This is a genomic window from Andreprevotia sp. IGB-42, assembly GCF_009848685.1.
GTDB lineage: Bacteria > Pseudomonadota > Gammaproteobacteria > Burkholderiales > Chitinibacteraceae > Andreprevotia.
On the sequence record NZ_WXTX01000007.1, the window covers coordinates 221,961 to 241,438 of the forward strand.

Consider the following 19,478-nt stretch of genomic DNA (forward strand, 5'->3'; position numbering starts at 1 on the left):
ATTAGTCAAATCAATATCTGCCCATTTATCCGCTGCGCGGCTGGCCTTATGATCGCTGCATTCCCCCTCATGCCAAGGAAAGCACCATGACCGCCCAGCCTGCCCAAGCCATCCGTCTGCACCGCTTCCATCTATCCGGCCACAGTCACCGTGTGGAGCTGCTGCTGAGCCTGCTTGGCCTGCCGTATGAGCTGGTGGATGTGGACCTGACCCGGGGCGCGCACAAGACGCCCGCCTTCCTGCAACTGAACCCTTTTGGCCAGGTGCCGGTGCTGGACGATAACGGCACCATCCTGGCTGATTCCAATGCCATCCTGGTTTACCTGGCGTTGCGCTACGGCAATGGCCAGTGGCTGCCGGCAGATGCGGTGGGTGCCGCGCAGGTGCAGCGCTGGTTCTCTGCCGCCGCTGGCCCCATTGCGCATGCGGTGGGTGCCGCCCGCCGGATCACGGTATTTGGTGCCAAGCTGGATGCTGAAAAGCTGATCGCCAGCAGCCATGCATTGCTGCAGGTGATGGAAGCCGAGCTGGCGCAGCAGCCGTGGCTGGCTGGCAGCAGCATCACGCTGGCCGATATTGCCTGCTACAGCTACGTGGCCCACGCGCCGGAAGGCAATGTATCGCTGGCGGATTACCCGCAACTGCGCGCATGGCTGGCACGTATCGAAGCGCTGCCGGGTTTCGTGCCCATGGCACGCAGTGCCGCCGGCCTGTTTGCCTGAGCCGGGCTGGTGCGGGCGAGGCAGGCGCCATGGCACATCCACCCGGCTGGGCCGGCCAGGCCTCCCCGTTCCACGCTGGCGAGCAGGCGGTGCAGCAGCGCGTGGGCGTGCGCGACAAGGTAGAGGCGCAAGGCCGGCAGGGCATCCGTGATTACCTGCCGGAGCAGCACCGCCAGTTCTACCCGCAACTGCCCTTCATCGTGCTGGGTGCGCTGGATGCGCAGCAGCAACCGTGGGCAACGCTGCTGATGGGCGCGCCCGGCTTCATGCAGTCGCCAGATCCCTACACGCTGCAGATCGATGCGCAGCCGGTTGCGGATGATCCGCTGGCCAGCGCGCTGCAGCCCGGCGCGGAAGTCGGCCTGCTTGGCATCGAGCTGCAAACACGCCGCCGCAACCGCATGAATGGTCGCCTGGTCAGTAGTGATGGGGAAGGGGGGCTGCGCGTGGCGGTGGCGCAAAGCTTCGGCAACTGTCCGCAATACATCCAGCAGCGTGATTACAGCGTGGTGGCGCTGCCGGCGGTGCTGCCCGCGCCAGAGCACCTTGCGCAGCTCGATGAGGCGGCCATCGCGCAGATCAGCAATGCCGATACCTTTTTCATTGCCACCGCCGCCATGGCGCCAGCGGGCGAGGCCGGGACGGCACCGCAGTACGGCGCAGATGTATCACACCGTGGTGGCAAGCCCGGCTTTGTGCGCGTGGACGATACCGGCACGCTCACCTGGCCGGATTTCCTCGGCAATTTCCACTTCAATACCTTGGGCAACCTGCAGCTCAACCCGCGGGCGGGGCTGGTGTTTCCGGATTTTGCCACTGGCGATCTGCTCTACCTGGCAGGCCGTGGCGAGGTGATCTGGGATGGCCCGGCGCTGCAGGCGTTTGCAGGCGCAGAGCGGCTGGTGCGTTTCCACGTCACCCAGGTACTGCGGCTGCGCCAGCGCATGCCGTTGCGCTGGGCGTTGCAACAGGTATCGCCGGTGCTGACCGCCACCGGTGACTGGCAAAGCGTGCGCCGCGCGCTGGATGTGCAGCCACTGGCCGATCAGTTCCGCCCGCTGCAACTGGTAAAGCGCGAGCAGGAAAGCGTACAGATCACCTCTTTCTACCTGCAACCTGCCGATGGCTTGCCGCTGGCGCCGTATCAACCCGGCCAGTTTTTGCCCATCCGCGTAGACCTGCCCGGCACGGGGGCGCTGCTGCGCACCTACACGCTATCGCAAGCGGCGGATGGCAACAGCTACCGCATCTCGGTAAAGCGTGAAGGCAAGGTTTCCACCTGGCTGCATGATCAACTGCAAGTGGGTAGCATGCTGGCTGCGCAAGCGCCACGCGGTGCTTTCGTGCTTGATACCCAGCCATCCCGCCCGGTGGTGTTGATCAGCGGCGGCGTGGGCATCACCCCCATGCTGGCAATGCTGGATGCACTGGCCCCCGTCAGCGGCCCGCACGCCCGGCCGCGCGCGGTGTGGTTCATCCACGCTGCCCGCAACGGCCGCGAACACGCGTTCGGCCCCCAACTGCGCCAGCGCGCCGCACAGCACCCGGGCCTGCAAGTGCATGTGCGCTACTCACAGCCCGATGCCGCAGACCAGCCCGGCCACGATTACCACAGCAGCGGCCGCATCGATGCAGCGCTGCTGCGCCAGCTGTTGCCGCTGGATGATTACGACATCTACCTGTGCGGCCCGGATGCCTTCATGCGCCAGGTGTACTGGGTACTGCGCAGCCTGGGCGTGGCCCGCAGCCGCATCCGCTACGAGCAATTCGCCCAAGCCACCCCGCTGGAGCCGGATGCGGCCCCGCCCGCCTCAGTGGCAAATCCACCCGCCATCGCCCCTACCACGCCACAAACCGTCCACTTGCAGCGCAGCGGCCAGATCATCCACTGGCAGCCGGGCAGCACCTTGCTGGAAACACTGGAAGCCCATGGGCACCACCCGGCACACGGCTGCCGCGCCGGCCTATGCGGCAGCTGCAGCATGGCGATCACCCGTGGCGAAGTGGGCTACCCGCAGCCGCCGGCGCAACTGCCGGGGGCGGGCAGGGTGCTGGTTTGCTGTGCAGTGCCGCTGGGGGCGGTGGGGTTGGATTTTTAGCCATGTATCCTATGAGGGGAACAATGGTCAGGTGGTCCGGCTACCGCAAGTTGGATAGTTGCAGCAATCATCCCATGATGAAAGCATGGTCAAATGAGCTTTCGCAAGTTAAGCTTTCTCCATCATTCAGGTAGCGATGGTAGCATTGGCTGCCCTAAGTCGAATGCGATATGACTGGAACACGATAGATGTTTATCCCATCCCATGAGAAAGCCCGCCTAAGATAATATGAAAATATCGATACCATCCACGATTAGCGAGATTGATCAGAGTTTAGGAAATCTGCCAGATAAAGGGGCGGTGGAAGTTAATATTGATCCATTTTTCAAATGGGAGGAAAGACAAAAAATTCCTCTTTATACTTCTTCTTTGATTCAGTGGATTCTGTCTGTTTGGCGGAGGGAGGAGACATTTTTCAGCGGGCTACACGTTACGGGAGGCGGATTTCTACAGCAGCTAAGCCAAACCGCCCCGGGACTGTTTTTATCTCTCTTGCCAAATGGGAAGGTGGATGGGGTAGACAGGAAGCAATCAGCTGATTTTAGGCGGCGTTATTTAGAGGCGCAACAAAATTGGCCTGATTTGGCATCATCTTTTTCAGAAATATTAATATGCGTGGACTCCCTCCCTAAACTCTTGCCGAAGCAATTGTATTTGTTGCCAGAAGAGCGCACGTTAATTGATTCGGAAGCATATGGCGAAATTTTCCGTGGGATTTTAAAAAGTCTTGGGGATGCCCATGATGCAAAATCAAAGCTGAGAGGTAGAGAAGATGCAATTTGTAGCATAATATTTGAATTGTTCAAAAATACGCATGACCATGCGAGGCATGGAATCGAAGGCGTTGAACTGGTTGATTCAATTCGTGGGATATACACTGATTATTATCCGATAGAATATTTTGATTCTAAATATTTTCAGAAAGTCGCAGGCGAAGAGAGTACGCCGCTTTCGCGCTATATTGGATTAGTTGTTGGTGATCATATTCGTAAAGATGCATCCTCCGAGAAAAAAATATCTGGATTTCTTGAGATAACCATATTTGATTCAGGTCCTGGATTGGCTGCTAAACTTACAGGGAAGAGTATTGCGGATTTGACGTCAGAGCTCCAATATGAGGATGTTATAAAATGTTTTGGAAAAGGTTACTCTTCCACGACGTCTGGAGCGCGCGGATTTGGATTATGGAAAGTTCTTAGCATGCTGCGTTCACTTAATGGTCTTATTCGGGTCCGTACTAATAAAGTGCACCTTTCTCGTGATTTCAGGGCCCTGCAGGGATTGGGAGTGGTTAGCCACGCTTTCGGAGAGAAAGTGCCAGACAATAGGTTGTATGATTGGACACGTGGTTTCCTCGCTCCTATTAGCGAATACCCCAGCATTGAGGGAACAAATATTTCCGTATTTATTCCGCTGGAGGGGCTATGAGTAGTGTTTTTACGCAGCCAGCGCATCTTGATGTCGAGCGAGGCGACGTAAAGTCGATTCTGCTGGTCTACTTTCTGAGTGAAAATGTTAGTCGAGATGATCTCGATTCTTCTCTTGCAAGCGTTTTGGAAACGGCTGGTGATTTCTTTGCAATTTATTTTGTAGAGTGTTTTTCAAGAGAAAGTCGAGTTGAGTCGTATCTTGAAGAGGGCTCTGTAATCAAAAGTCGGCTTGAAAAGGCTATGCATGAATTGAACGAAAAGTTGTGGTTAGTTGAGTTTGATCATGATTCAAAAGAACATAGGTGCAGGAATTTACTGTGCCCTGATAATTCTAGTTCTATACCATTGGATGTTGTGGTTCAGGCCAGTTTGAGAGAATTGTTTGTTCAGCAGAATGGACTTGTCCATGCACCGCAAGGATTTCACTATGAAAAACCTTCTGAATTGCATGCTCAGTCATTTATGCGAGTTACGAATGTATTGGAGCATTATGCTGGCCCACTGGTGTTGGGATACTGGTCGTTGTCGCAGCTTTGCAAGAAGGATATCGTCAAGATAATTGTCGATACCTCGGGTATTTCCGTTGTTGCTTATGCAATGGTTTTTATGGCGCACGCTTGGGGCCTGATCAAGAATCCTCCAGTAATTGTTTCATGTGAATCTTACGGAGGCCTTGGTAAGATAAGTATTTCTCAGCCCGAAAAAACATTGATATTGATTTCGGCCACTACGTCGGGTGGTTTACGGGGACGTCTTATTGAAAGGCGAGCTAATGAAGAAAATATACTAACTTTGTATTTTCTGGGAAGTCAGAAACGTGATGCTGGATCTATATTGTGTGATTTAACAAGAAAATTCGCCGATTCTGTGAATGGTTATGAGCCAATCATGAGTTTCCCAAAATCAAGTTGCGCTTTGTGCATGAAGCATAGCTATGCCGTTACGCTTTCCGGGGATCAGTTTGCATTCGAGCCGCCAAAAATTAAAGAAATTGTTTTGGTTAAAACTGATCTTAATGACAGATTTGCATTGCTGATTGATGCTTTGGCAGGAACTGACTTTTTCAAAGTGGTTAAAATGCTGGGTGGAAAAAATTCCGAATTTTTTCTCGATTTTGACTCTCTTTGGAAAGCGGACGGGGATAGCTTTGCTCCAACGCAATCTGCAGTTGAAAAAATAAAATCTTCTTTTGAAAGGGCGGTTGTTCGCTATTCACCAATAAGTTTATCTAAGATTGTGTATTCCTCATACCCATACTCGAAAGAGCTGGCAGAGTATGCGCTATCTGTTTTGAGAAAAACTAATCCTATTGTTTCTCCTGAATTGCAAGGCGCCAAGGAAATGGCAGCCTCGTCTGCAAAGTTCGGCGCGGCTGCCCTTGTAATTTCATCGGTCTTGGATGATTCGGTCGAGCTTGCCTCAATCAATCGAGACTTGAGGAAAGTGCAGCCACAAGGTGATGCGGCATATATTACAACCGCGTTCATGGCTCATAGTGAGGAAAGAGTAAAAGCGATCAAAATGAATTTGACGTATGGCGAGAATGGCCCAAATACATTTAGCTTTGTGTCATTGCTTGATTTGCCATTGCCAAAAAGCTATGAGAAGCATAGCTGGATCGCAGAATTGGATATGTTGCATGAGTTGGTGCAGTGGGCTGACGAGAGTGATAAGAAAATCACTGATCAGATAATGCAGAGAATTAAATTTTTGAGCGCGGTGCCAAGTAAGGGGATGGCAGAAGGGTTATTCTGGCCAAGTAATGAAAATATGCAGCTAAAAATAAGATCGGATTTTGTTTTTCTTACAACCGATGGCGGAGAGCGAGATCTGAGTCAAGCTGATGTTTTTTACGTAATATCAGCTCTTTTGCATCAATTGCGCCGAGGAGTGGCGGGGCGAAGATTGATCTATAAGCCATATGAAAGATCAGTTCTTTCTCCAGAGAATTTTAATCGATTTAGTGATGGCGTTATTCAGGCCTCAATATTGAGAGCTGCTCGCGATTATGAACTTTCGTTTTCTAATTGTGAAGGCGGAGATTTGAGTGAAAGTATGACGGAAATAGTTGTGTCTCAAATTGATGGGTCGAAAGAAGCATTGATGGAGTTTCTTGTGGCGATTTCTTGTCGACGCCTTGTCGTTTCTAACGAAAATATATTGAAAATAGTTAATAAAATAGCTGATAAGGAAGGTTTGTCGGACAGTGTTAAGTTGATAGGCGGGTATATGTACAGTCAATTTTTGGGTTAGATTGCATGCCTGTTTGCAGAGTGTGTTTGGCAAAGGTGAGTCGATATTTTTGCATCATTCGCGATCTGTTTCCCCTAGTGGATAGTGCTGAGAAACGGTATTTATTCGGGCATATGATATCGATTGTGCCGGCCCGTTTTGCTGTGATGTTTGTTTGCTGAGAGTTGCTTTGGCAGCGCTCCAAAACAAAGCCCCGCTTTAGCGGGGCTTTGTCGTTACTCCGTTCAATCAACCAAGCATCAAGCCCCGATCACCATGCAACATGGCCATTGCCTCATGGCCGTTGCCTGAGCCAGCACTCAAGGCTGGGTCAACAGCAAGGTGTAGCTGCCCGTACTGCTGGTGCCGTAGGTGGACACCTCGACGGTATACGGGCCCGTGCTGCTGGCAGGCAGGGTGAAGTAGCCCGAGTTGGCCGGAATGCGCGAGTTCCGGCCGCCACCGCCGTCATCGTCTGAAGTCAGCACATTGCCGGCAGCGTCTTTCAAATACAGATAACTGTCGAATGCGGTCGAACTCAGCAGTACGGCAATCCGCTGGCCCGGCGTGGCGGTCAGCGTGTAGCGGTCGGTGTAGTAAGACGCACCGCGCGCGCCGGATTTGCAGGCAGTGGTGGTCAGGCTGTTGCTGACCTGCGTGCCGACAAGCAGCGTGCCGCGTGGCGTGCAATTGCCGCCTTGCGCGGCGCCGGCCATCTGGCTGACCGGAAAATCCTTGGTCAGGCCGTTGCCGGTGGTTACGGTGATCACGCCGCTACGCGCGCTGCCGCTGGTGTTGGCAAAAGGAACGAAGCTGTAAGTGCCATTGCCGTAGCCAGCACTGCTGCCGCCGTTTTGTGCCAGCCATGCCGGTTTGGCAGTGACGCTCCAGCTGCAATCCGGGTTGTTGTAGATGATGGAGACAGAACTGCTGCCGCCCGTTGCGCTCAGGTTGACCGATTCGGGAAAGAAAGTGGGCAACTGCGTGGCACCGCAGGTTGAAGCGGCTGCCTGGTTCAGGATGAAGCCGCGGTTGAGCTGGCTGGCGGTGGTAATGGTGATGTCGCCGGAGCGTGCGCCGGCCGGATTGGGGCCGACCGTATAGTTGATCACGCCATTACCCTTGCCCGAAGCACCACTGGTGATGGTGATCCACGCCGGCACATTGCGGGTGGTCCAGGTGCATTCCTGATTGCTGAAGGTTACCGTGATCGAACCGCTCATGCCCTGATTGGAAGCAGAGACGATCGTTGGGAAAATGGTGGGCATCAGGTAGGGATCGCAAGGGATTGCCTGCGTCACATTGATGGTGGCGGCTGCCACTTCCAGCTGTGCATAACGTTGCGACTGTGCTGGATTGGGCGCGGCAACATACTGGATATCCGCCGGGCCGGTGCCGGAGCGCAGCGAGGTGATGTTCAGCCAGGCCGGTACATTGTGGAGGGTCCACGGGCAGTTTGCCGGGTAGTTGAGCGAAATCACGCCCGGCCCGCCGTTTGAAGCGAGGGGGATGGTTGTAGGGCTTACCGTTGCAACGGCCGGCCCGCAAACCGGATCGTAGATTTCCGCGCTGCCCGGATTGCCGGTGTAGTCGCCGGCGATCAGGATCTGTCCGGACGGCAGCGGCGACCAGGTGTCCGTAAACCGTGTATACGGGCTGCTGCCCGCAGCGGCCCATGTTCCGGTGGCTGGGTCGTAGCGCTCGAAGCTGGTGTAGACGCCGTAGCTCGGCGTGTTGCCAAATCCCACCAGCACGCTGCCATCCGCCAGGCGCTGTGCCTGGTGGCTACTGCGCGGATTGAGCAGGGCACCGGTGATGCTGAAGGTGCCCGTTGCCGGATCGTAGATTTCCGCACTGGCAATCATGCTGTTGTTGGTTGCATTGCCGCCTGCAATCAGCACACGGCCGTCACTCAGCAAGGTGGCTGTCGCGCCCATTCTTGCCTGGTTCAGCGCGCCGGTTGGCGCCCACTGGCCGGTGGCGGCATCCCAGATTTCGGCGCTGGCGAAATAGGTTTCGCCGCTCTTGGCGCGCCCACCCGCAACCAGTACCCTGCCATCGGCCAGCACCACGCTGGCTGCGCGGATGCGCACCTGGCTGAGCACGCCGGTATCGCTGAACGTGCCGCTTTGCGGATCGTACAGCTCGGCGTTGGGCGCATTGCTGAAGTATCCGTTGTCAAAAATCAATGCCTTGCCATTGGGCAGGCGATGCGCAACCGGATCGTGGTACAGGTGTGCCAGTGGCCCGGCGCTGTGCCATTGCGCGGTAGCCGGGTCATAGAATTCCGTGCTGGCCTCCATGGAATTCGCGCCATCAACGCGGCCAAGCCCGCCAGCTACCAGCACCTTGCCATCCTGCAGTTGTATGGCCACATGCGATACCCTCGGCATGGACAGGGATGGTGCGGTGCTGAATGTTGCGGTGACCGGATCGTAGATTTCCACGCTGGCACTCAGGCTGGTCGAAGCCATCCCGCCTGTAATCAAGATACGGCCGTCGGGCAATGCTGCAGCGGCGTGCGAATCACGCGGTGTCAGCATTTCACCAGTGGGCTGGGTGGCAGCGTATGCGCAAGGCGTACCCACCAGCACTGCAGACAGTGCCAGCGTTTGCCAGCATTGCTGCCAGCGCTTGAATGCGTCACTTTCCGTGTTATCCATTTGTACTCTCCTGTTGGATGCAACCGGGGTCAGAACAGATGTTCTGCTGGCGCTGTGGGCCAGAAGAGTCAAATTACGCCTTTCGGCGTGCCGGGGTCGGCGGTGTAACACTCGGGTTTTTATGAAAAAATTGATTGGTAATCAATGGCTTGAAAAAGAAAAGCCCCGCATCTGCGGGGCCTTGTCGTTACAGCAGTCAGGCAGTGATCAGGCTACGCTCACCACGCGGCCACGGCGGTTGGTGGTGGTAAAGCCAGCCAGTTTCACTACACCGCTTACCGATACCGGGCCGGTGTATTCGGCGGAGCGGGCGGTGGGCTCGCTGCCGTCGGTGGTGTAACGGATGGTCACGCCCGGCGATTCGATATTGGCAAGCAGCTTGCCGCCTTCCACCTTGGCGCCCGGCACCGGCACGCGGTAGCCATAGCCGCCCAGCAGGCCATCTAGCCGTGGCAGCTCGCGCTGGCCCAGGCGGTTGGCAAACTGGTTCCAGTCCGCGTCGATCTGTGCATCGCGCGCACCCTTGTCGGCAATGAAGGTCCAGCCCGGATCCTTGGCCCATGCGCGCTCGGCCAGTGCCACGATACGCGGCATGGCCAGGTATTCCAGCCGGCCTGCATCGCGGATGTTCTCGCCCCACAGCTCGCCCTGGATGCCGATCACGTTTTTGGTGCCGGCTTCGGTCAACTTGGCCTTGTCCTTGAGCGAATCACCCAGGTCGTGGCCGAACAGGTTCACGGTGGCGCTGGTGTAGATATCCAGCGGCACGAACTCGTAGGCTTTGCGCGTGTTGATGAAGCCACCCCAGTAGTAACCCGGCTCTTGCGGGTCTTTCTCGTACGCAAGGTCGAAGTACAGGTTGGTCACGTTGCACAGCACCACCTTGTAGCCGGCGTTGGCCAGCTGGTAGGCAAAGTCTTCCTGGCCCCAGCCCCACACGTTGTTCCAGATGTAGGGGCGGAAGTTGGCATCCACAAACTTGGGGTTCGGGCCGTGGTGGGTTACGCCGTCCACGGTTTCCTTCTTCAGCGCGATTTCTTCCCAGCCGCCAAAGGTCAGCCCGTATTTCTTCAGGATGTCGCGGTAGCGCGCCAGGAAGTGATCCTGCAGTTCCAGGATGCTGTTGAGGTTGTTGTCCTTCATGAACTTCTGGCAGATCGGCGAGCCTTCCCATGCGCCGTGCGGCACTTCATCGCCGCCGGTGTGCAGCGTGGTCCATTCGGCACCGGCCTCGGCGTACATTTCCTTCACGTCGTGGATCACGGTTTCAATGAAGTTGTATGCGCCTTCACGGGCAATGCAGATCACGTTGTCGGTCCAGAGCTGCACCGATTCGTACTTGGATTTGTCGTCGAAGTCGATCAGCAGGTATTTCTCTGCCTCGGCTTGCTGGCCGGCCTGCACCAGGCGATCGTAACGCACGTTCATCGCCTTGATCGCGGAGCGGGCATGGCCCGGTACGTCGAATTCCGGCACCACATCGATATGGCGCTCGGTGGCAAATTTCAGGATCTCGATGAACTCGGCACGGGTGTAGAAACCGGTGCCATGCGAGCCTTGCACCTCCGAGCCGGAGCCGAAGCACGGCACCAGGTTATCGGTTTCGGTGGTGGTGAAGCCACGGCCGGAGCCGATCTCGGTCAGTTCCGGCAGGCTCGGGATCTCTACGCGCCAGCCTTCGTCATCGGTCAGGTGGAAGTGGAACTGGTTGAGCTTGTACAGCGCCATGCAGTCGAGCAGGCGCAATACCGATTCCTTGCTGGAGAAATTGCGGCCCACGTCCAGGTGTACCCCGCGGTAGGCAAAGCGCGGTGCATCCACCACGGCGCCATACGGCACCGCCAGTGCCGGCAGCGGGTTCACGAATGCATCAACCGGCAGCAACTGGCGCAGCGACTGGATACCGTTGAACACGCCATGCGCGGATGCGCCGGTGATCACGATGCCCGCAGCGCTGATATCCAGCGAATACGCTTCATCCGGTGCCAGTGTGTCCTTGGTGTCCACGCTGCCGATCTTCAGCGTGATGCCGCTGCCGTTGCTGGCGCGTTGCAGCCAGTGGCCGCTCACATCATGCAGGATGGTGCGCAGGTAGGCCGCCTCGCCGGCCAGATCGTCACTGTGCACGATGCTGGTATTGGCATCGATGATGAAATCGCCGCCGGCAAACGTGGCCGAAAGCGGCGTCGGGGTGATCTTGCCCACTTGCGCGGCCGGCAACAGCGTCAGCGCCTCGTTGGCGGCAAAGCGGGTTGCGGGGTTGACCGGCTCCACCTTGTCGTTGCCGTTGCGGTTCAGTACTTCGGCACGGGTGAATGGCACGATCTGCGGATCGCCGATGGCCTCGGCGCGCGCGTTGGCGCTGCCGTCGTTGTAAACGATATAGAAGCCCAGCAGTGCGTCGGTTTCCTGCACCACCCAGAAGATGCCGGTGTAGCGGATCACGCGCGATTCACCCGGCGCCAGCGTGCCGAAGTCCGCGGTGGGGGTGAACTTGGACAAGTCGCCATTCACATGGGCAACCGTTACGCCACCGGTCACGGTCTCGGGGCGGATCTTGCGCGCGGTATTGAAGTACAGCGCCCAGTCCGAACCGGACAATGGCACGCTGGAGCGATTGGTAAGCGTCAGTTCCGCGATGAAGTTATCGCCGTCATGACCGTTCTGGATACATTCCCACTTCAGTTGCAGATGGGCGCCGGCAGGTTGACTCATTGTTTTTGGCTCCGTGCGGTTTGGATCGACTCGACTGCTAAATGGCACTAGCAGGAACGATACAGTGTAGAAGTAAAGCCTGATGGCCGCCAGCCACGGCGAGCATCCAGCATTTCCGGTACAATTACGCCTTTGATTTCCCGCTTATTTTTCCGGAACCCATCAATGGCAGACGTCCTCAGCTTGCGCGGCGGCAATGCGCTTTCCGCCTTCCGACTCGATAAACTGCGTGCAGCACTGGCTGTAGAGGGCATCGATGCCCAGCTCTACGGCGAGTACTGGCACTTTGTTGAAGTGAACGCCCCGCTGAACGAAGCAGAGAACGCCACCCTGGCGCGCATCCTGCATTATGGTGATCCGGCCGTGGCCGGCAAGGATGTGGGCAGCCTGCTGCTGGTGCTGCCACGCCTGGGCACCATCTCGCCGTGGTCGTCCAAGGCCACCGATATCGCACTGCATTGCGGGCTGGAAAACGTGGCGCGCGTGGAACGCGGCCTGGCCGTGTACGCATCGAAGAACGGCGCGCCGCTCTCCACCGCAGAAAAGAACATCCTGCGTGCACTGGTGCACGACCGCATGACCGAACAGGTGTTCGATACGCTGGATGCCGGCAAGGAGCTGTTCCGCCACTTCGAGCCGGTACCGTTCACTACCGTGGATGTATTGGCCGGCGGCCAGCCCGCGCTGGAAAAAGCCAACGTCGAATTCGGCCTGGCGCTGTCGGATGATGAAATCGAGTACCTGGTGACCAACTTCACCAAGCTCGGCCGCAACCCGACCGATGTCGAGCTGACCATGTTCGCGCAGGCCAACTCCGAGCACTGTCGCCACAAGATTTTCAACGCCAGCTACGTGATCGATGGCGAGGCACAGCCATACAGCCTGTTCGGCATGATCCGCGAATCGCACAAGGCATCGCCGGAAGGCACCGTGGTGGCGTACTCGGATAACTCGTCGGTGATCGAAGGCGCCAAGGTCGGCCGCTTCCATCCGCAGCCGGGCAGCCACGAATACGCCTACAGCGAGCAAACCACCCATATCCTGATGAAGGTGGAAACGCATAACCATCCGACCGCGATCTCGCCCTTCCCGGGCGCGGCTACCGGTGCCGGCGGCGAAATCCGCGATGAAGGTGCCACTGGCCGGGGCTCCAAGCCCAAGGCCGGGCTGACGGGCTTTACCGTCTCCAACCTGAACATCCCCGGCGCCATCCAGCCATGGGAAGACCCGGCCTACGGCAAGCCGGAGCGCATTGCCAGCGCGCTGGACATCATGCTGGAGGGCCCGATCGGTGGCGCCGCATTCAACAATGAATTTGGCCGCCCCAACCTGGCCGGTTACTTCCGTACTTTCGAAGAAGATTTCAACGGCGAGCGCCGCGGCTACCACAAGCCCATCATGCTGGCCGGTGGCTTGGGCAATATCCGCGATATCCATGTGGGCAAGAATGCGCTGCCGGAAGGCAGCCTGCTGATCCAGCTGGGCGGCCCGGGCATGCTGATCGGCATGGGCGGCGGGGCAGCGTCGTCGATGGCCACCGGCGCCAACGCGGCAGACCTGGATTTCGATTCGGTACAGCGTGGCAACCCGGAAATCGAACGCCGCGCGCAAGAGGTGATCGACCGCTGCTGGCAACTGGGCGAGCACAACCCCATCCAGTCCATCCACGATGTGGGTGCCGGTGGCATCTCCAATGCCTTCCCGGAACTGGTGAACGATGCCGGCCAGGGCGCGGTGTTCAACCTGCGCAAGGTCAATATCGAAGAAAAGGGCATGAGCCCCAAGGAAATCTGGTCCAACGAATCGCAAGAGCGTTACGTGCTGGGCATTTCCCCGGCCGACCTGATTGCTTTCGAGGCCATCTGCGAGCGCGAGCGTTGCCCGTTCGCGGTAATCGGCCGTACCACCGACCGCAAGCAACTGGTGGTGGAAGACCCGCACTTCGGCAACAACCCGGTCGATATGCCGATGGACGTGCTGTTGGGCAAGCCGCCGAAAATGACGCGCGATGTACAGCGCATCAAGCCCGCACTGGCCATGTTCGATTCGTCCGCGCTGGATATCAAGGAATCGCTGTACCGCGTGCTGCGCCTGCCGTCGGTAGCCAGCAAGAACTTCCTGATCACCATCGGCGACCGTACCGTGGGCGGCTACACCGCGCGCGATCAGTTTGTCGGCCCGTGGCAGGTACCGGTGGCCGATGTGGCCGTCACCGCCATGAGCTACGACAGCTACCTGGGCGAAGCCATGGCCATGGGCGAGCGCACGCCGCTGGCGCTGATTTCCGGTCCGGCATCCGGGCGCATGGCGGTGGGTGAGGCACTTACCAACATTGCCGCCGCGGCCATCGCCAAGATCGGCGATATCAAATTGTCCGCCAACTGGATGGCCCCGGCCGGCCACCCGGGTGAAGACGCCAATCTGTACGACACCGTGAAGGCCGTCGGCCTCGACCTGTGCCGCGAACTGGGTATTTCCATCCCGGTGGGCAAGGATTCGATGTCGATGAAAACGGTCTGGGACGAAGCAGGCAGCAAGAAGCAGGTTACCGCGCCGCTCTCGCTGGTGATCTCCGGCTTTGCGCCGGTCACCGATGTGCGCAAGACGCTCACCCCGCAACTGGTGCACGCAGCGGATACCGACCTGATCCTGATCGACCTGGGCGATGGCAAGTGCCGGCTGGGTGGCTCGGCGCTGGCGCAGGTGTACAAGCAGGTCGGCCAGTGGGCGCCGGATGTGGTCAGCGTGCCGCACCTGAAAGCATTCTTCGAAACCGTGCAGAAGCTCAATGCCGAAGGCAAGATCCTTGCCTACCACGACCGGGGCGATGGGGGCCTGATCACCACCGTGGCGGAAATGATGTTTGCCAGCCACTTGGGTGTGACGCTGGAAATCGACGAAGCGTGTATCGAACGCCGCCGCCGTGCGCGTGAAGATGGCGAGCTGAACGAGGACGACATTGCCCGCGCCGAAAACGGCCGCGCCATGGGCGTGCTGTTCAACGAAGAGCTGGGCGCCGTGCTGCAGGTGAAGCGTGCCAACACCGCATCGGTGATTGCCGCGTTTGCCAATGCCGGCATCCGCAGCGAGCTGCACGTGATCGGCAGCATCAACAAGGATGATTCGCTCAAGATCAAGAAGCGCAACCGCCTGATCCTGGATGAACCGCGCATCACGCTGCAGAAAACCTGGGCAGAAACCAGCTGGCAGATCCAGCGCCTGCGCGATAACCCGGCGTGTGCGGATAGCGAATACGCACGCCTGGACGACAAGGGCGACAAGGGCCTGTTTGCCAAGCTCACCTTCGATCCCGCGGAAGACATTGCCGCACCGGTGATTGCCGCCGCCGGCAGCAACAAGCCGCGCGTGGCCATCCTGCGCGAGCAGGGCGTGAACGGCCATGTGGAAATGGCGGCAGCGTTCAACCGCGCCGGCTTTGCCGCGGTAGACGTGCACATGAGCGACATCATCAGCGGCCGTGTGTCGCTGCAGGATTTCCGTGGCTTCGCCGCCTGCGGTGGCTTCAGCTACGGTGATGTGCTGGGTGCCGGCGAAGGCTGGGCCAAGAGCATCCTGTTCAATGCCAATGCGCGTGCCCAGTTCGAAGCCTTCTTTGCCCGCCCGGATACCTTTGGCTTGGGCGTGTGCAATGGCTGCCAGATGATGGCCAACCTCGCCAGCATCATCCCGGGGGCGGAAGCGTGGCCCAAGTTCACCCGCAACCAGTCCGAGCAATTCGAAGCGCGCTTCGTGATGGCCGAGCTGACGCAATCGCCATCGCTGTTCTTCGGTGGCATGGTGGGCAGCCAGTTCCCGGTGGTGGTCAGCCACGGCGAGGGTTTTGCCAACTTCAGCCAGCAGGGCAACATCAAGCAGGCGATTGTGGCCATGCGTTACGTGGACAACGCCGGCAAGCAGACCGAGGTGTACCCGGCCAACCCGAACGGCAGCCCGCAAGGCATCGCTGGCGTGACCACTGCAGACGGGCGTTTCTCCATCATGATGCCGCACCCGGAGCGCGTATACCGCACCGTGCAGAACTCGTGGCACCCGGAAAACTGGGGCGAAGACGGCCCGTGGATGCGCATGTTCCGCAATGCGCGCAAGTGGATCGGCTGATCGCCATCCCTTGCTGAACCCGCTGGCTGAGACTGGCGGGGATGAAAAAGCCGGCTGTCATGCCGGCTTTTTCGTGGGTGCGGGTTCACGACCAGCACATCCGGTGGATGGTGGTTTCAGCGTTGAACCGCTCGTGGCGGTCTTGAGGCTGGGCTGGTCATCAGGCCACCATGGCAGCAAAGTGCTGGATATGCATATCCAGTCACCATGGCTGATAGCGGTCGGGTATCCCAAGGCACTCACGCGATACGCAGCGGGATAGCCTTCGGTGTTCCATCGGTGCCCATGCTGAGTGCCCGAATACAAAAGCCGGTGGTCCCTCACCGGCCTCCTTGCACTATACAGCCACTACCAGCACTCGCTTTGCCGCGATCAGCCTGTCAGGCCGTCACCGCCAGCAGGCTGCTGGTGGTATCGCTGCTGCTGCCCACGCCCTGTGTGTATTGCTGCAGCAATTGCGAGATGAACGCCAGCTTGTCGTCCGAGCCGGCGCTGCTGCTACCGCTGTCGCCACTATCGGGCGCAGCGCCGGACGGGGGCGGGCCATGCGGGCGGCCACCACCTTGCGGGCCTTGCGCCTGCATCTGCTGCTTGAAGGTGTCGTCCTCGGCCTTGGTGATGCTGCCATCGCCGTCGCTATCGATCTTGCTGAACAGCTCGTCCAGCTTGCTGCTGTCGGTGCTGCTGCTCCCGTCGCTGCTGGGCAGCTTGCTGAATTCGGCCTTGGTCACGCTGCCATCGCTGTCGGTATCGAGCTGACCGAACAGGTCCTGCTCTTCATCGCTGTTGCCACTGCCTTGTGGCGGTGGGGGCGGGCGGCCACCGGCCTGCATGCGCATCTGCTGGAACTGGTTATCCAGTTCGTCCTTCATCGCTTTCAGCCCACTGCCCAGTTCATCCTTGCTGACCGAGCCATCGCCATCGCTATCGAGCTTCTTCAGCATATCGGCTGCCGATACGCTGCTGCCACCGCTGCTGCCGGAGGATGGCGCCTTGTCGATCAGCGTTTGCAGCTCGTCGGTATTGAGCGAACCGTCGCCATCGCTATCGATCCTGGAAAACAGCTTGGCGATATTGTCTGTGCTGTTGCGCTTGCTGCTGGCAGACGATGTCGCGTAGCTGCCATAACTACTGCTGCTACTGACTGAACTGATGCTCATGGCAAACCTCCTTTAGGTATCAAACCCGGGCCTGAAGGCTTTGCGGGCTGTGCCATTTTCAGCGGGCCATGTATGCAGCGTTTATCCACTTTGTATCAGTGCGGATACATGACATAGTCATGTAATCCTGCCAATAAGGAGCGGAGTAGGGCTATGGGCGGGGCAGGATCAGCGTGGCAATCAGCCCGTGTGGCAACGCATTGCTCAAGGTCAGCGTGCCGCCGTGGCGCAGCGCCACATCGCGGGCGATCGATAAGCCCAGGCCCACACCACCCGTTTGCCGGTTGCGTGAATCCTCCAGCCGGTAGAACGGTGCGAATACCGCCTCCAGCTGTTCTGGTGGCAGGCCGGGGCCGATATCCTCGATCTCTATCGTGCATGCGCCCGCGCTATCGATCAGCCGCACTGTCGCCCCATGGCCATAGCGTTGTGCGTTCTCCAGCAGGTTGCTCAGGCAGCGCTTCAATGCCAGCGGTTGCGCGGGTAGTGCAGCTACCTGGCCGCTGACCACGATGCGGGCGTCATCCTGCTGCAGGTCTTCAGCCAGGCTGTGTACCAGCGCACCCACATCCAGCAACTGGCGTGCTTCCGGCTGCGCTTGCCCGCGCAGGTAATCCAGCGTGGCAGTCAGCATGGCATTCATGTCGGACAAGTCTTGCTGGGCACGCTCGCGCAGCGCAAGCGGCTCGATGGCCTCGCAGCGCAGCCGCAAGCGTGTCAGTGGCGTACGCAAATCGTGCGATACCGCCGCCAGAAAGCGGCTGCGTTCGTCGATCTGGCTTTTCAGTTGCGCCTGCATGCGGTTGAACGCATCGGCGGTGCGGCGCAATTCGGCCGGGCCGGCCAATTGCAACGGCGGTGATTGCAGATCGTTGCCCAGCGCTGCTGCCGCATCAGAGAGCTGCCGCATCGGCCGCGCCAGCCAGCGCGCACCGATCCATGCCGTCAGCGCCAGCACCAGCAGGCGGATCAGTGGGTCCAGCCACAGGATGGGGTGGTCCAGCCAGGGTGAGCGGCGCATCCGCGGTGGAAAGCGGAATTCCGGCGGTGGCTCGCTCAGGCTGGATTGCAGGCGGTTGCCCTCGTTGCCACCCGCAGCTGCATCCGGGCGTGCATCGTTGTTGCCGGCCTCATCCGTGGCGCGCGGCGGGTGCGGTTGCTCGCCCGGTGCTTGCGGCCTCGCCTCATCGTTGCCCGGGTGCGGCCGCATATGCGTTCCACCATGCGGGCCAAAGGGTGGCCGGGGTGGTTGCGGCGCCAGGTTGAAGAACACCGCGCTGCCCAGCAGGTGGCTGGCGATCAGGCCGAAAAAGAACAGTACGAACAGCCGGGCAAAAAAGGTATCGGGTATCAGTCTGCGCATGCTGCCACCACCGCATCGAATACATAGCCTTCGCCGCGTATGGTCTTGATCAGCTGTGGCTCGCGCGGGTCGTCGGATAGCTTCTGCCGCAAGCGCGATACCAGCAGATCGATGCTGCGATCAAATGCCTCGATGCTGCGGCCGCGCGCCAGATCCAGCAGCCGGTCGCGGCTGAGCACGCGGCGCGGCGCATCCAGGAAAACCAGCAGCAGTTTGAACTCGGCATTGGAAAGGGGAATCACCAGGCCATTGGGCGCTTTCAGCTGCCGGCGCGATATGCTCAGGTGCCAGCCGGCAAACGCAAATGCCGCCGGTGCGGTTTCCATCGGGCCGGCTGCCGCTGCGCGGCTGCGGCGCAATACCGTCTGGATGCGGGCCACCAGCTCGCGCGGCTCGAATGGCTTGGATAGATAGTCGTCCGCGCCGATTTCCAGACCCACGATACGGTCGAACGGATCACCGCGCGCGGTCAGCATGATCACCGGTACGTTCGATTGCTGGCGCAACTGCCGGCACAGCGTCAGGCCATCATCGCCGGGCAGCATCAGGTCCAGCACCAGCAAATCGTAATCGCCATGCGCGGCCATCTGTTCACGCATCGCCACGCCATCGGCAGCCTTGTCCACCGTGTAGCCGAAACCCGCCAGGTAATCAGCCAGCAAATCGCGGATGTCCGGATCGTCATCAACGATCAGCAGGCGTGGCTGGTTTTGCGAGGTGGGGGCGGGCGTGGTCAAGGCGGTGCATCCTTCTGTAGTGCTTGAAGCAATACCCAGCATAAGCGCAGCAAGGCCCAAGTGTGTATCGGGTTTGTATCCAGCTGCCGCTACGGCGCCTGGCTGGCTGGGGCATTACCATTTGCATATAGATAACGCGCGCGAGGCTGGCGGGCAATCTGCTGTGCGTGGCCGAGCGTGGTACGGACTACTTCGCGGCTGGCCATCCATTGCTCATCTGCCCATGCTCAGGCACTCA

10 protein-coding genes are annotated in these 19,478 nt (G+C 58.9%); 5 read left to right on the forward strand and 5 right to left on the reverse strand.

Annotation, left to right across the window (positions count from 1 at the left end; genetic code table 11):
* Positions 1 to 86: 86 nt before the first annotated feature.
* From IGB42_RS12825 to IGB42_RS12840, 4 genes are all read left to right on the forward strand, one after another.
* Positions 87 to 722, forward strand: coding sequence for a glutathione S-transferase family protein (locus IGB42_RS12825; protein ID WP_159672161.1), 636 nt, complete (start codon positions 87 to 89; stop codon positions 720 to 722).
* Between the two features lie 29 nt (positions 723 to 751).
* A complete protein-coding gene (locus tag IGB42_RS12830; protein ID WP_159672163.1) occupies positions 752 to 2,821 on the forward strand; it encodes a pyridoxamine 5'-phosphate oxidase family protein in 2,070 nt (689 codons plus the stop codon).
* A 228-nt stretch (positions 2,822 to 3,049) separates the two neighbouring features.
* Positions 3,050 to 4,249: a hypothetical protein gene (locus IGB42_RS12835; RefSeq protein WP_159672165.1), complete on the forward strand. Its 1,200-nt coding sequence runs from the start codon at positions 3,050 to 3,052 to the stop codon at positions 4,247 to 4,249.
* Complete coding sequence (locus IGB42_RS12840; RefSeq protein ID WP_159672167.1) at positions 4,246 to 6,504, forward strand: hypothetical protein; 2,259 nt, start codon at positions 4,246 to 4,248, stop codon at positions 6,502 to 6,504. The genes IGB42_RS12835 and IGB42_RS12840 overlap by 4 nt, the downstream gene beginning before the upstream one ends.
* 299 nt (positions 6,505 to 6,803) lie before the next feature.
* Here the strand turns inward: IGB42_RS12840 and IGB42_RS12845 are convergent, their stop codons facing one another.
* A complete protein-coding gene (locus IGB42_RS12845; protein WP_159672170.1) occupies positions 6,804 to 9,146 on the reverse strand; it encodes a kelch repeat-containing protein in 2,343 nt (780 codons plus the stop codon).
* Positions 9,147 to 9,353: 207 nt separating this feature from the next.
* A complete protein-coding gene (locus IGB42_RS12850) occupies positions 9,354 to 11,861 on the reverse strand; it encodes a family 20 glycosylhydrolase (protein WP_159672172.1) in 2,508 nt (835 codons plus the stop codon).
* A gap of 165 nt (positions 11,862 to 12,026) precedes the next feature.
* Between IGB42_RS12850 and purL the strand changes: the two genes are divergently transcribed.
* Positions 12,027 to 15,980 carry a phosphoribosylformylglycinamidine synthase gene (gene purL, locus IGB42_RS12855; protein ID WP_159672174.1) on the forward strand — a complete coding sequence of 1,318 codons (3,954 nt, stop codon included), beginning with the start codon at positions 12,027 to 12,029 and terminating at the stop codon, positions 15,978 to 15,980.
* A gap of 380 nt (positions 15,981 to 16,360) precedes the next feature.
* Here the strand turns inward: purL and IGB42_RS12860 are convergent, their stop codons facing one another.
* The 3 genes from IGB42_RS12860 to IGB42_RS12870 all read right to left on the reverse strand — a co-directional run bounded on the left by IGB42_RS12860 (position 16,361) and on the right by IGB42_RS12870 (position 19,240).
* On the reverse strand, positions 16,361 to 17,140 hold the full coding sequence (locus IGB42_RS12860) for an EF-hand domain-containing protein (RefSeq protein ID WP_159672176.1): 780 nt from the start codon (positions 17,138 to 17,140) through the stop codon (positions 16,361 to 16,363).
* A 151-nt stretch (positions 17,141 to 17,291) separates the two neighbouring features.
* Positions 17,292 to 18,503 (reverse strand): ATP-binding protein, encoded by a 1,212-nt coding sequence (locus IGB42_RS12865; RefSeq protein WP_159672178.1) that lies wholly within the window; start codon positions 18,501 to 18,503, stop codon positions 17,292 to 17,294.
* Positions 18,491 to 19,240 (reverse strand): response regulator, encoded by a 750-nt coding sequence (locus IGB42_RS12870; RefSeq protein WP_236822578.1) that lies wholly within the window; start codon positions 19,238 to 19,240, stop codon positions 18,491 to 18,493. The genes IGB42_RS12865 and IGB42_RS12870 overlap by 13 nt, the downstream gene beginning before the upstream one ends.
* Positions 19,241 to 19,478 lie beyond the last annotated feature (238 nt).